This window comes from Polaribacter sargassicola (assembly GCF_021991835.1).
GTDB classification, from domain to species: domain Bacteria; phylum Bacteroidota; class Bacteroidia; order Flavobacteriales; family Flavobacteriaceae; genus Polaribacter; species Polaribacter sargassicola.
In genome coordinates, this window is record NZ_JAHDAU010000003.1 from 267,515 (window position 1) to 281,422 (window position 13,908).

Sequence of the window (13,908 nt, forward strand, 5' to 3'; positions counted from 1 at the left end):
AAACAAACACCTAAATACCATTTATTATTTTGAAACTTATAAAACAATCGGGTTTAATTATCTTTTTAGCTGGTTTAACCTTTTTCATAGGCATCCTTTTTACAGGTTCTTTTAATTTAACACAAACAGAATTGGATACTTATATCCAAGAACAAGGTTATAAAAGTGAAGTAATAAAAGACGAACTTACAAAAGCAGTTGTAACAGAAGATAATTTAAACATTTTTCAGTTTTCTAGCAGAACTATCAATGCTTTTGAAGCTTCTAACAACCATTATGATGCTTTAATTGCAAAATACAATAAAGAAAAAAATTGGGATAAAAAGGGACAACAATATCAATATAAAATATCTGGTAAACCTCATACTTTAAGTTATACTCTAGCTAAAAAAGCAGGTAAAGGTTTAGCGGCAGACAACACTGGTTTGGCTTGGTTTTTAACTTTTGGTTTAGGTATTATAGGGGCTTTAATGTTTATTATACCAGATGTTGTTTTATTAGGTAAACCAGGTATTAAAAACGATGGTATTTTTCTTAGTGCAGCTACAAACCGTGGTTGGATTGGTTGGTTTGCGTTTATCTTTTTAGTCACTTTTTACATCCTATTATATTTTAAGGCAGATTTAATTGTAAATTGGGTGTATTTGGTAGATCCTATTAGTAAATCTATTAGTGGTAATCCTGCAAGTCAGTGGTTTTTATATGGCTTTTTATACTGTGTAGTTATGACCGTTATGGCCATAAGAATGTATATAAAATATCGTCATAATAAATATCAAGTTTTAAGAACTACTTCTGTGTTATTTTTTCAAATTGTATTTGCTTTTTTAATTCCAGAAATCTTAGTTCGTTTCAATCAACCTTGGTACGATTTTAAAAACGCGTTTCCTTTAGATTATGATTTTTTCTTTAAATGGAATTTAAATGAATTAATTGCTAGTGGTGGTTTAGGTATTTTTATTTTAGTTTGGGGTATTGTTTTAACCATTGTTGTTGTGCCTGTTATGGTGTACTTTTTTGGTAAAAGATGGTATTGCTCTTGGGTTTGTGGTTGTGGTGGTTTAGCAGAAACTTTAGGAGATCCGTACAGACAAAACTCTAGCAAAACATTGCTTTCTTGGAGGGTAGAACGTATTGTTATTCACTCTGTTTTAGTTTTTGTTTTGGTAATGACAGCCTTTGCTTTGTACACCTTCTTTTCTGAAGAAAGTCAAGTTTTAGGTATTAAAACCCAAACTATACAAGATATTTACGGTTTCTTAATCGGTTCTATTTTTGCAGGTGTAATTGGTACAGGATTTTATCCGATTTTTGGTAACAGAGTTTGGTGTAGGTTTGGTTGTCCTTTAGCTGCTTATTTAGGATTTGTACAACGTTTTAAATCAAGATTTAGAATTACTACAAACGGTGGCCAATGTATTTCTTGTGGAAACTGTTCTACATATTGCGAGCAAGGTATTGATGTAAGATCTTACGCACAAAAAGGAGAAAACATTGTACGTTCTAGTTGTGTTGGTTGTGGTATTTGTTCTGCTGTTTGCCCAAGAGGAGTTTTAAAATTAGAAAACGGACCAGAAGAAGGAAGAATTAATCCTACAGATGTTTTATTAGGAAACGATGTAGATTTAATGAATTTAGTAAATAAAAAATAATGGCTCTAAAACATCTAACATTCTTCTTTTTACTATTGATGAGTTTTTACTCTTTTAGTCAAAAAAAATACATAAAAAAATATTACAACAACGGACAATTAAAGGAAGAAGGTTGGCTTTTAAATAATAAAAAAACTGATTATTGGAAATTTTATTACAATAGCGGAGTTTTAAAAAAAGAAGGCAGTTTTAAAGACAATTTAGAAACCAAATATTGGTATTTTTACAGCAAAAATTCTTTAAAAGAAAAAGAAGGCCATTATAATAATGGACAACAATTTAATTGGTGGTTATTTTATGACAAAGAAGGCCATATAAACCATAAATGCCAATTAAAATATAATGAAAAAAATGGATATTGTCTAATTTATAAAAATCAAAAGTTAGTAAAAGCATCCAAATATACAAATGGTAAAAAAATAAAAGAATGGACAGACTTTTTATCCTTTAAAAGAGAAAATAGTCTTAATGATTTAAAATGACAAAAACGATTATTAAAGTAATTATACCAGCTTATAACGAGCAAGATTCCATTGCTAATGTTATTAATGATATTCCCAAAATTGTAGATGAAATAATTGTTGTAAACAACAATTCTACCGACAACACATTACTTAACGCAGAAAAAGCTGGTGCAACAGTTTTAACAGAAATTAATAAAGGTTACGGATACGCTTGTTTAAAAGGGATAAAATACATTAGTAAACAAGAAATAAAACCAAGTATTATTGTTTTTTTAGATGGTGATTATTCTGATTATCCAGAACAATTAACAGAACTTGTTGCTCCTATAATTAATCAAAATTTAGATTTTGTAATTGGCGCTCGTGTTAAAGAGTTAAGAGAAGATGGATCTATGACACCTCAACAAATTTTTGGAAATTGGTTAGCAACATTTTTAATGAAACTAATTTTTGGAGCAAAATTTACAGACTTAGGTCCTTTTAGAGCCATTAAATATGATAAGTTACTAAACCTTAACATGCAAGACAAAACTTATGGTTGGACAGTAGAAATGCAGTTAAAAGCTTTAAAACAAAAATTAAGCTATACAGAAGTTTCTATGAAGTACAGAAACAGAATAGGTGTATCAAAAGTTTCAGGAACCGTAAAAGGTTCTATATTTGCAGGCGTAAAGATATTAAGTTGGATTTTTAAATACAGTTTTAAATAGTGATTCTAGAATACACCATCATTCTAATTTATTCCATTTCGTTGATACTTATTTTTATGTATGCTTTAGCGCAATTGAATTTACTTTTTAATTACCTAAAAGCAAGGAAAAAATTAGACAATTCAGAAAAATTTGATTTCTCTAACGATAAAGAAATACCTAAAGTAACTATACAATTACCGGTTTATAACGAGCTATATGTAATGGAGCGTTTGCTGCAAAATATTGCTTTAATAGAGTATCCTAGAGAAAAATTAGAAATTCAGGTTTTAGACGACTCTACAGATGAATCTGTAGAAACTACTGCAAAGCAAATTAAAATCATCAAAGAATTAGGTATAGACATTCAACATATTAGAAGAACCAATAGACAAGGTTTTAAAGCGGGCGCTTTAAAAGAAGGTTTAGAAACTGCTAAAGGTGAATTTATTGCTATTTTTGATGCTGATTTTTTACCTAAAAAAGATTGGTTAATAAAAACAGTTCCTTATTTTAAAAATAAAGAAATTGGTGTTGTACAAACCCGATGGGGACACATCAACAGAAATTATTCTACCCTAACAAAAGTACAAGCTTTTGCTTTAGATGCACATTTTACTCTAGAACAAGTTGGTAGAAACAGTAAAGGACATTTTATAAACTTTAACGGTACTGCAGGTGTTTGGAGAAAAGAATGTATTTATGATGCTGGTAATTGGGAAGGTGATACACTTACAGAAGATTTAGATTTAAGTTATAGAGCACAATTAAAAAATTGGAAATTTAAATATTTAGTAGATGTAGAAACTCCGGCAGAATTGCCTGTTGTTATTAGTGCTGCTAGATCTCAACAATTTAGATGGAACAAAGGTGGTGCAGAAAACTTTCAAAAAATGACAAAGAGGGTTATTACAAGTAAAAACCTTCCTTTTAAAACAAAAGTGCACAGTATATTGCACCTACTTAACAGCTCTATGTTTACATGCATATTTTTAGTTGCTGTTTTAAGTATACCAATGCTTTATATAAAAAATGAATATGCACATTTAAAAGTTTATTTTTATGTAATGAGCTTTTTTGTAATGAGTTCTATTATCTTTTTTATCTGTTACTGGTATATGTTTAAAACCATATATGGTGGCGGTTTTATTAAATTTATAAAATATATTGGTTCCTTTTTTACTTTCTTTTCTATTGCAATGGGGTTTTCTTTACACAATACAATTGCTGTTTTAGAAGGACATGTTGGTAAAAAAAGTGAATTTGTAAGAACTCCTAAATTTAACCTTACAGGCTTAAAAGATAGTTGGAAAAACAATAAATACATTAAGAAAAAACTTTCTTTTAATGTTGTTTTAGAAGGTATTTTGGCTTTATACTTTGTTTTTGGTATGTATAGTGCTTTTATAGTTGGAGACCAAGGAGGTGATTTTGGATTATTTCCTTTTCATTTTATGTTATTTATTGGCTTTAGCTACGTCTTTTTTAAATCTATATTTTCTAAAGCATAATGCTCTTTTTTAAAAAAAATAAAGACATATTACTTATTTTTATAAGTGTATTGCTATATTTTTATTTTGCTTACTTTTTAGAAAGAACAGCTTTTAACAAGTTACTCTTTTTATGGTTTTCTCTTTTTGGATGCGCATATTTTCTTATAAAAAGTAAAACAATAAGCACTTCTACTTTAACAGGATTAGTAATTCTTTTTAGGTTAATATTTTTATTTGCTTCCCCAAATTTATCTCAAGATTTTTATCGATTTATTTGGGATGGTCGTATGATTTTAGAAGGACTAAATCCTTATTTATCTTTACCAGAAACGTTTATACAACAAAACTTAATGCCAATTGCAGAAGCTTCTGAGCTTTACAATGGTATGGGAGAAATGAATGGAAGCCACTACACCAATTATCCGCCAATAAATCAACTTTGTTTTTTAATTGCTGCTTTACTTTCTAGTAAAAGTATTTTTGGTGCAACTATTGTTTTAAGATCTATTATTATTCTTGCTGATGTTGGTATTTTATACTTTGGCAAAAAACTCTTAAAAAAATTAAACTTACCTGTAAAAAACATTTTCTTGTATGCTTTAAATCCTTTTATAATTATAGAAATGACAGGTAATTTACATTTTGAACCTGTTATGTTATTTTTCTTAATTTGGAGTTTTTACAAACTGCATCAACAAAAATGGATTTGGGCAGCAATACTTTTAGCTTGTTCTATTTCTGTAAAATTAATTCCACTTTTGTTTTTACCGCTATTCTATCAATGGTTTGTAAATAAAAAGGAAAATTTTATCAAAAGACATTATCAACTAATTGCATTTTACGCAATTACTCTAACAACAATTTTGGTTTTATTTTTACCTTTTTACTCATCAGAATTTATAAATAACTATGCCAACTCCGTTGGACTTTGGTTTCGTAATTTTGAATTTAATGCAAGTTTCTATTATATTTTTAGAGAAATTGGCTACTTATTTAGAGGTTATAATGAAATTGCAATCATAGGAAAAATAACACCTGTTATTACAATTCTATTTTTACTAATTATTACTTTTTTCAGAAAAAACAAAACCGAAAAACAGCTAATTACTGCACTTTTGTTTGGTTTGTGTTTCTATTATTTTACCGCTACAACAGTGCATCCTTGGTATTTAGCAACTCCGTTAATTTTATCTATTTTTACTAAATATCGTTTTCCTGTTATTTGGAGTCTAGTAATTATTTTTAGTTATCAAGCTTATGCAAATACGCCATGGCAAGAGAACCTTTGGTTTGTAACTTTAGAATATTTAATACTTTATGGTTTTCTGTTTTTAGAACTTAGAAAAACATCCAAGATTATAAAATTGTAAAATAATCAGTTTTTAATTATATATTAAGAGATTTTTGTATTTTAGACATTAATTTTTTAACTAATAATGAAAAGACTTACCATAAAAGACATTGCTAAAGAGTTTAATGTTTCTATTTCTACTGTTTCTAAAGCCCTTAATGACAGTTATGAAATTAGTCTAAGTACAAAAGAAAAAATTCAAAAATACGCTAAAGCCAATAACTATAAACCTAACTTTAATGCACTAAGTTTAAAAAGTAGAAAAACAAAAACTATTGGAATAATTATTCCTAATATGTTAGACTACTTTTTTGCGCAAGTTTTTAATGGTATAGAGCAAGTTGCTAACGATAGAGGTTATAAAATAATTTCTTGTATTTCTAACGAATCTTTTAAAAAAGAAGTAGAAACTATAGAAATGCTTTCTAACGGAAGTATTGACGGTTTTATTTTATCTCTTGCAGAAGAAACGGTTTCTAAAGGCGATTTTAATCACTTTAAAGATGTTTTAGATAATGGTACTCCTATTGTTATGTTTGATAGAGTTGCAGACAAACTAAAATGCGATAAAGTAGTTACAGATAATTTTGATAGCGCTAGAAGCACTGTTACTTATTTAGTTAAATCTGGTAGTAAAAACATAGCCTTTATATCTACAATGAATAATTTAGAAATTGGTAGAAGGAGACAGCAAGGTTATTTAAAAGGCTTAGAAGATCATAATATTAAAGTAGAAAAAAACTTAATCATTAATATTGATGATAATTACAAGAATTACGAAAAAGTACTAGAACCTATATTTAAAAACAATACAATTGATAGTGTAATTGCTACTGATGAATCTTCTGCTATTGCAGCAATGAAAGTTGCTACAAAACTTGGACGTAAAATTCCTGAAAATTTCTCTGCAATTTCTTTTTCTAACGGAATTTTAGCAAGACACTCTAGCCCAAGAATGACATGTGTTAGCCAACACGGAGAAATTATGGGAGCAACTGCTGCTAAAATGCTTATAAATAGACTTGAAGATAAATCTGACTCTAAAAAGAAACCTAAAACAATTATTGTTAAAACAGATTTGGTAGAAAGAAACTCTACAAAACACATCTTATAAACTTAATTTAAAATATTTTAAAAAAATGGATTTATCTAAAGTTAAATTAGTGGTTTCTGATATGGACGGAACGCTCTTAAACTCCAAACACGAAATAAGTCCGTTGTTTTTTAAATTATTTAATAAATTAAAACAACAAAACATTCATTTTTGTGCCGCTAGTGGAAGACAATACAATTCTATTATTTCTAAATTTGATGCTATTAAAAACGAAATTTTTGTAATTTCAGAAAATGGAGGTTTGGCAAAACACAAAGATCAATTATTGGTTTTAAACGTACTTTCTACTGATAAAATCATAAAAATAATTACAGAATTAAGACTTGTTGAAGGTGCCAATATTGTTTTATGCGGAAAAGACACCGCTTTAATAGAATCTGATAATCAAGAATTTATTAGCTTATTTCAAGAATATTACAACGATTTTAAAATTGTTGATGATTTAACAGAATCTGCAAGCAAAGATGATTTCTTAAAAATTGCTGTTTATCATTTTAAATCTTCAGAGAAATTTATTTATCCTGTAATAAAAGGGCTTGGCGATGATTTGTTAATCAAAATTTCTGGTACAAATTGGCTAGACATTTCAGATAAAAAAGCGAATAAAGGAAATGCTTTAAGAGAAGTACAGCAAATTTTAAATGTTACCAAAGAAGAAACCATGGTTTTTGGTGATTATCATAATGATATTGAAATGTTACAAGAGGCTGATTTTAGTTTTGCAATGAAAAACGCACATAAAGACATTAAAGAGGTTGCAAATTACACCACAGAAAGCAATGATAACTTAGGCGTAGAAAGCATTATAGAGCAATTAGTTAACAGTAAAAACTAGACTCCAAAAGCAGTAATTACTAAATTTCTAGAACCACCATAATTTCTGTGTTCGCACAAATATATACCTTGCCAAGTTCCTAAATTTAATCTTCCGTTTGTTATAGGAATCTCTACAGAACTACCTAATAAAGAAGCTTTAATATGCGCAGGCATATCATCACTTCCTTCATAGGTATGTATATAATATGGTTCATTTTCTGCAACCATTTTATTAAAATGACTTTCAAAATCTACACGAACAGTAGAATCTGCGTTTTCATTAATTGTTAAACTTGCAGATGTATGTTTTATAAATACTTTTAAAAAACCTTTTTTAATCGTTTTTACTTCTGGTATTTCATTTAATATCTTAGTAGTAATTAAATGAAATCCCCTCTTAAAAGGTTGTAATTGTATTTCTTTTTGTTCGAAAATCATTTATTAATTTCTTTCTTTTTAAATCTCTATAGAAACTACCAAACCTTCGTTACTTCTTACATTAAAAACAGTTTCGTCTTCAAAAATTAAATACTGTCCTTTTACACCAACTAGTTTTCCAGAATAAGTAGGCGTTTTTAATAAGTTTAAACTTTTAGGTTTCAACGGATATTTTACAACCGGAAAATTTAAATTCGTTTCCGTATTATTCTCAATAAAATATGCTTTGGCTTCTTCAGGTATAAATTGTTTTAATTTATCTCTCCATTCCACCAAATTCTCATCTTCTATATCATTTTTTAACATTTTACGCCAATTGGTTTTATCGGCAACATGTTCTTTTAAAGCAACTTCGGTAATTCCTGCTAAATACCTGTTTGGCACTTCTACAATTTCTATAGCTTCGTGTGCACCTTGGTCTATCCAACGTGTTGGTACTTGCTGTTTTCTAGTTACACCAACTTTTACGTTACTAGAGTTTGCTAAATACACAATATGTGGTTTTAATTGTACAGATTGTTCGTAAGCTAAATCTCTATCTTCAATCCCTAAATGAGCTTTACTCAACTCTGGTTTCATAATCCAATCTGCAGCATTCGGAATTTCAAAAAAACAAGATTTACAAAAACCTTGTCTATAAATTTTTTTTTCTAAACCACAATTTAAACACTCGTAAGTAACAAAAGATAGTGTTAAATCTTTGTTTATTAACTGATTCATATTAATAAAATCAGTCTTCATATCTAAGTAATACTGAATTTCTTCAGCATTTTCTGTCATCATTTTTTTTAAAACTCCTTGGTACTTCATATAAAAAATTTTAACCTTTTTATTTTTCAATTTTAAAGGTATCTTCGTAATAAAATCGAACTTAACAAACTTACGAATTTCTATGGCGTTTCAAATTATCAATTCTATAATTTCTTGGTTTTTAAAGAAACGAAAACATCAAATAGAGCTATTTTTAAAATATCCTATTGATGTGCAAAACGAATTACTTTTAAAACTTTTAAATAATGCCAAAAACACAAAATTTGGTAAAGAAAAAGAGTTTTCTTCTATTAAAAGTTATCAAGATTTTGTTTCTAAAGTATCTATTCAAAAATATGAAACTTTTGAACCGATGATAAAACGTTGCAGAAAAGGAGAACAAAATTTATTTTGGCCTACAGATATAAAATGGTTTGCTAAAAGTAGCGGAACAACTAATGCTAAAAGTAAATTTATACCGGTTTCTGATGAAGCTTTAGAATATTGCCACATGAAAGCGGGTAAAGACATGTTATGTTTATACATTAACAACAACCCAAAAACACAGCTTTTTACGGGTAAAGGCTTGCGTTTAGGTGGTAGTTCTGATGTTTACAAAGACAACGATTCTTATTTTGGCGATTTATCTGCAATCATTATAGAAAACATGCCTTTTTGGGCAGATTTTAGTTCATCTCCTAGTCAAGAAGTTGCTTTAATGAGCGAGTGGGAAACCAAAATGGAAGCAATTATTGATGAAACAATTAATGAAAACATAACTAGTTTAGCCGGTGTACCAAGTTGGATGTTGGTTTTACTAAACAGAATTTTAGAGAGAACTGGTAAAGACAATATCTTAGAAGTTTGGCCTAATTTAGAAGTTTATTTTCATGGAGGCGTAAACTTTAATCCGTACAGAGAACAATACAAGAAAATTATTCCTAAAGCAGATTTTAAATATTACGAAACGTACAATGCTTCCGAAGGTTTTTTTGCTATTCAAGATCAAAATGATTCTAACGAATTGTTGTTGATGTTAGACTACGGAATTTTCTACGAATTTATACCAATGTCTGAGTACAAAGGAGAAAGTTCTAGAGCAATTTGTATTGCCGATGTAGAAAAAGATATTGATTATGCTTTAGTTATTACTACAAACGGTGGTTTATGGCGTTATATGATTGGCGATACGATTCGTTTTACTTCACTTAATCCATATAGAATAAAAATTACAGGCAGAACAAGGCATTACATAAATGTTTTTGGTGAAGAATTAAATATAGAAAATGTTGAAGATGCATTAAAACTTACTTGTGAAAAAACAGATTCGATTATAAAAGAATATACTGTTGGTCCAATTTTTATGAATGGAAAAGAAAAAGGCGGACATGAGTGGTTTATTGAATTTGAAAACGCTCCAGAGAGCTTGCCTTACTTTACCGAGATTTTAGACAATGCTTTAAAAGCTATAAACTCTGATTATGAAGCAAAACGTTACAAAAACATGACGTTAATGCCTCCTAAAATTCACCAAGCAAAAGACGGTTTATTTTATAGTTGGTTAAAAGAAAAAGGAAAATTAGGTGGCCAACACAAAGTTCCTCGCCTATCTAATTCTAGAAGTTTTATAGAAGAATTAATAATTTTAAGTAACTCTTAAAATTATTTTTCACATCGTCTTAATAGGCATGATTTTTGATACGTAAAAACAAAAATTATCTCCCCGTAAAAACTTATAATGATTAAAAAAATTACTTTTATTTTATTTCTATTTTTTTTAAAATTTTCAGCAAATGCTCAAATTTTAACTGTTACAAATAAAGAAACCAAAGAACCTCTAGATCAAGTAACTGTTTACAATAAAAAAACAAACAATTACATTACAACAAACGGAAAAGGACAAGTAGATATTAGCCATCTAAAAGATGCTAAGATTTTAGAAATCCGTTTTTTAGGCTTTAAAACACAAATTAAAAGTTTTGCAGAGTTAAAGAAAAATAACTTTACAATTCTGCTAACGCCTACTATTTTAAAAACAGACGAAATTGTGATTTCTGCATCTAAATGGAAACAAAAAACATCTGATTTAGCTTCTAAAATAAGTACAATTTCTCCCAAAGAAATAGAGTTAATGAACACACAAACCGCAGCAGATTTACTAACTGTTTCTGGAAAAGTTTTTGTTCAAAAAAGCCAACAAGGTGGCGGAAGCCCAATGATAAGAGGTTTTGCAACCAACCGATTATTATACACAATAGATGGTGTAAGAATGAATAACGCAATTTTTAGAGCCGGTAACATTCAAAATGTAATTTCTTTAGATCCCTTTACAATAGAAGAAACTGAAATTATTTTTGGTCCTGGCTCTGTAATTTACGGAAGTGATGCAATTGGTGCTGTAATGAGTTTTAAAACATTATCACCAAATTTATCTTTAGACGACAATACTTTAATTACAGGAAATACATTTACTAGATTTTCTTCTGCAAATGAAGAAAAAACATATCATGCAGATTTTAATTTAGGATATAAAAAATGGGCATTTATTACGAGTCTAAGCTATAATGATTATGGTGATTTAAAGATGGGAAGTAATGGTCCTGATGAATATTTAAGAAATGTTTATGTAGAAAGACAAAACAACCAAGACGTTGTAATTACTAATGAAAATCCTAAAATTCAAAATCCTACAGGTTATACGCAAACCAATTTAATGCAAAAAATTAGATTTAAGCCTAACAAAAATTGGAATTTTGAATATGGTTTTCATCTATCAGAAACCTCTAGTTACTCTAGATACGATAGACATTTAATGACAAGAGATGGAAACCCTCGTTATGGAGAATGGAAATACGGTCCACAAAAATGGATGATGAATAATTTTGAAATTAACAAACGAGCAAACAACTCATTTTATGATAATGTTACTCTAAGGTTGACGTATCAAAAATTTGAAGAAAGTAGAATTAGTAGAGATTTTAATGATAACCTAAGAGAAACAAGAGTAGAAAAAATAGATGCTTATTCCACAAACTTAGATTTTTCTAAAAAACTAAGCTCAAAAAGCAATTTATTTTACGGAACAGAATATGTCTTTAATGATGTAAATTCTACAGGAATAAATACAAACATAGATACAAACACTTCAGAAAAAGGAGCAAGTAGATATCCAGATTCTAATTGGTCTTCTTTAGGAATTTATGCATCTAACCAATATGATTTTTCTAAAAAATGGGTTTTACAATCTGGTTTACGCTATAATTTTTACAGCTTAAACGCTAATTTTGACACTACTTTTTATCCATTTCCTTTTACCGAAGCCAATATAAATGATAGTGCTTTAACTGGTAGTTTAGGATTAATATTTAGACCAGAAAAAAGCTGGTTGTTAAGCACAAACTTTTCTACTGCTTTTCGTTCTCCTAATGTAGATGATGTTGGTAAAATTTTTGATTCAGAACCTGGTTCTGTTGTGGTACCAAACCCAGATTTAAAAGCAGAATACGCTTATAATACAGATGTTTCTATTGCTAAAACTTTTGGTGATTATTTAAAAATTGAAATAACTGGTTTTTACACCAATTTAAAAAATGCAATGGTTAGAAGAGACTTTACCTTAAATGGTGAATCTGAAATTTTATATGATGGAGAATTAAGTAATGTACAAGCAATACAAAACGCAGCTGCTGCTAATGTTTACGGTCTACAAACTAGTTTTGAAGCGGAACTAGGAAGCGGAATCGGAATTTCATCAACCTTTAATTATCAAAAAGGAGAAGAAGAACTAGACAACGGAGAAAAATCTCCATCTAGACATGCGGCTCCTTATTTTGGATCTACACGTCTTACTTATAACGCAAACAAGTTAAAAGCACAATTATATGCAGATTATAGTGGTGCTGTTGCTTTTGATGATTTACCAGATAGCGAAAAGGAAAAAGATTACATATATGCCATTGATGGAAATGGAAATCCTTACTCACCATCTTACTTAACCTTAAATTTAAAAACTTCTTATCGATTTACCGATAATTTATTAATTTCTACTGGCTTAGAAAATATTACTGACAAAAGATATAGACCTTATAGCTCTGGTATTGTATCTGCTGGTAGAAATTTTGTAGTTTCTCTTAAAGCAAATATTTAAGCTATATTTTACGTTCTACTACGTAATCTATCATTGTTAATAAAGAACTTTTATATTCAGATTCTGGGAAATTTCCCAGAATCTCTATTGCTTTATTTTTGTAATCATTCATTTTAATGGTGGTATATTCTATACCTCCTTTTTCTTTTACAAAAGCAATAACTTCTTTTACACGCTTTTTATTTTTATTGTGTTTTTTAACAGAATTAATTAACCAGCTTTTTTCTTTAGAAGAACAATTATTTAGAGCATAAATTAAAGGCAATGTCATTTTTTGCTCTTTAATATCTATACCTGTTGGTTTACCTATCTTATCATCTGTATAATCAAATAAATCATCTTTAATTTGAAAAGCGATACCTATATACTCACCAAACTTGCGCATTTGTTGTACAGTATCATTATTTGCACCTACAGAAGCTGCACCAATACCACAACAAGCAGCAATTAAAGTTGCGGTTTTCTGACGGATAATATCAAAATAAACATCTTCTGTAATGTCTAGTTTTCTGGCTTTTTCTATTTGAAGTAACTCCCCCTCACTCATCTCTCTAACAGCAATAGAAATCAATTTTAATAAATCAAAATCTTCATTATCTATAGAAAGCAATAAACCTTTTGATAGTAAAAAATCTCCTACTAAAACTGCTATTTTATTTTTCCAAAGTGCGTTTACAGAGAAAAAACCTCTTCTTCTGTTAGAATCATCTACAACATCATCATGTACTAAAGTTGCCGTATGAATTAGCTCTACAACAGAAGCTCCTCTATAAGTTCTTTCATCAAAACCACCATTAGAAACCATTTTTGCTACCAAGAAAACAAACATTGGTCTCATTTGTTTTCCTTTTCTACGAACAATATAATAAGTAATTCTGTTTAATAACGGAACCTTAGATAACATAGAGTCTTTGAACTTTTCTTCAAAGAGCTCCATTTCTTTCTTAATAGGTAGTTTTATAAACTCTACTGGTTTCATTTAAAAAGTAAGCTT

General features: G+C 28.9%; 12 protein-coding genes. 9 read left to right on the forward strand and 3 right to left on the reverse strand.

Annotated features, from left to right (window positions below):
* The first annotated feature begins 29 nt into the window (after nt 1-29).
* The 7 genes from KI686_RS07050 to KI686_RS07080 all read left to right on the forward strand — a co-directional run bounded on the left by KI686_RS07050 (nt 30) and on the right by KI686_RS07080 (nt 7,598).
* Nucleotides 30-1,652: a 4Fe-4S binding protein gene (locus KI686_RS07050; protein ID WP_237588567.1), complete on the forward strand. Its 1,623-nt coding sequence runs from the start codon at nt 30-32 to the stop codon at nt 1,650-1,652.
* Nucleotides 1,652-2,134 carry a toxin-antitoxin system YwqK family antitoxin gene (locus tag KI686_RS07055; protein ID WP_237588568.1) on the forward strand — a complete coding sequence of 161 codons (483 nt, stop codon included), beginning with the start codon at nt 1,652-1,654 and terminating at the stop codon, nt 2,132-2,134. The genes KI686_RS07050 and KI686_RS07055 overlap by 1 nt, the downstream gene beginning before the upstream one ends.
* Entirely contained in the window at nt 2,131-2,826 is a 696-nt protein-coding gene (locus KI686_RS07060; protein ID WP_237588569.1) for a glycosyltransferase family 2 protein, read from the forward strand. Before KI686_RS07055 ends, KI686_RS07060 begins: the two co-directional genes overlap by 4 nt.
* A complete protein-coding gene (locus KI686_RS07065; RefSeq protein ID WP_237588570.1) occupies nt 2,826-4,316 on the forward strand; it encodes a cellulose synthase family protein in 1,491 nt (496 codons plus the stop codon). The genes KI686_RS07060 and KI686_RS07065 overlap by 1 nt, the downstream gene beginning before the upstream one ends.
* Entirely contained in the window at nt 4,316-5,668 is a 1,353-nt protein-coding gene (locus KI686_RS07070) for an MptA/MptB family glycosyltransferase (RefSeq protein ID WP_237588571.1), read from the forward strand. Before KI686_RS07065 ends, KI686_RS07070 begins: the two co-directional genes overlap by 1 nt.
* A 66-nt stretch (nt 5,669-5,734) precedes the next feature.
* The gene (locus KI686_RS07075; protein ID WP_237588572.1) at nt 5,735-6,763 is read left to right on the forward strand and encodes a LacI family DNA-binding transcriptional regulator; all 1,029 of its coding nucleotides are present in this window, start codon (nt 5,735-5,737) and stop codon (nt 6,761-6,763) included.
* 25 nt (nt 6,764-6,788) lie between these two features.
* Entirely contained in the window at nt 6,789-7,598 is an 810-nt protein-coding gene (locus KI686_RS07080) for an HAD family hydrolase (protein WP_237588573.1), read from the forward strand.
* Here the strand turns inward: KI686_RS07080 and KI686_RS07085 are convergent.
* Together KI686_RS07085 and KI686_RS07090 are read right to left on the reverse strand one after the other, a co-directional pair.
* On the reverse strand, nt 7,595-8,017 hold the full coding sequence (locus tag KI686_RS07085) for a secondary thiamine-phosphate synthase enzyme YjbQ (RefSeq protein ID WP_237588574.1): 423 nt from the start codon (nt 8,015-8,017) through the stop codon (nt 7,595-7,597). The genes KI686_RS07080 and KI686_RS07085 overlap by 4 nt on opposite strands.
* An 18-nt stretch (nt 8,018-8,035) precedes the next feature.
* Nucleotides 8,036-8,827: a DUF2797 domain-containing protein gene (locus KI686_RS07090; RefSeq protein ID WP_237588575.1), complete on the reverse strand. Its 792-nt coding sequence runs from the start codon at nt 8,825-8,827 to the stop codon at nt 8,036-8,038.
* 82 nt (nt 8,828-8,909) lie between these two features.
* Between KI686_RS07090 and KI686_RS07095 the strand changes: the two genes are divergently transcribed.
* Together KI686_RS07095 and KI686_RS07100 are read left to right on the forward strand one after the other, a co-directional pair.
* Entirely contained in the window at nt 8,910-10,427 is a 1,518-nt protein-coding gene (locus KI686_RS07095) for a GH3 auxin-responsive promoter family protein (protein ID WP_237588576.1), read from the forward strand.
* Nucleotides 10,428-10,505: 78 nt separating this feature from the next.
* Nucleotides 10,506-12,914: a TonB-dependent receptor gene (locus tag KI686_RS07100; RefSeq protein WP_237588577.1), complete on the forward strand. Its 2,409-nt coding sequence runs from the start codon at nt 10,506-10,508 to the stop codon at nt 12,912-12,914.
* Between the two features lies 1 nt (nt 12,915).
* On the opposite strand, the gene KI686_RS07105 is transcribed toward KI686_RS07100, so the two are convergent.
* Entirely contained in the window at nt 12,916-13,893 is a 978-nt protein-coding gene (locus KI686_RS07105; RefSeq protein ID WP_237588578.1) for a polyprenyl synthetase family protein, read from the reverse strand.
* Between the last annotated feature and the right edge of the window lie 15 nt (nt 13,894-13,908).

What these genes read in the sequence shown, in the direction of transcription:
- KI686_RS07060 (WP_237588569.1), top strand. Translation starts at nt 2,131, where the DNA reads ATGACAAAAACGATTATTAAAGTAATTATACCAGCTTATAACGAGCAA.
- KI686_RS07055 (WP_237588568.1), top strand. Translation starts at nt 1,652, where the DNA reads ATGGCTCTAAAACATCTAACATTCTTCTTTTTACTATTGATGAGTTTT.
- KI686_RS07100 (WP_237588577.1), top strand. Translation starts at nt 10,506, where the DNA reads ATGATTAAAAAAATTACTTTTATTTTATTTCTATTTTTTTTAAAATTT.
- KI686_RS07085 (WP_237588574.1), bottom strand. Translation starts at nt 8,017, where the DNA reads ATGATTTTCGAACAAAAAGAAATACAATTACAACCTTTTAAGAGGGGA.
- KI686_RS07070 (WP_237588571.1), top strand. Translation starts at nt 4,316, where the DNA reads ATGCTCTTTTTTAAAAAAAATAAAGACATATTACTTATTTTTATAAGT.
- KI686_RS07095 (WP_237588576.1), top strand. Translation starts at nt 8,910, where the DNA reads ATGGCGTTTCAAATTATCAATTCTATAATTTCTTGGTTTTTAAAGAAA.
- KI686_RS07105 (WP_237588578.1), bottom strand. Translation starts at nt 13,893, where the DNA reads ATGAAACCAGTAGAGTTTATAAAACTACCTATTAAGAAAGAAATGGAG.
- KI686_RS07080 (WP_237588573.1), top strand. Translation starts at nt 6,789, where the DNA reads ATGGATTTATCTAAAGTTAAATTAGTGGTTTCTGATATGGACGGAACG.
- KI686_RS07075 (WP_237588572.1), top strand. Translation starts at nt 5,735, where the DNA reads ATGAAAAGACTTACCATAAAAGACATTGCTAAAGAGTTTAATGTTTCT.
- KI686_RS07090 (WP_237588575.1), bottom strand. Translation starts at nt 8,827, where the DNA reads ATGAAGTACCAAGGAGTTTTAAAAAAAATGATGACAGAAAATGCTGAA.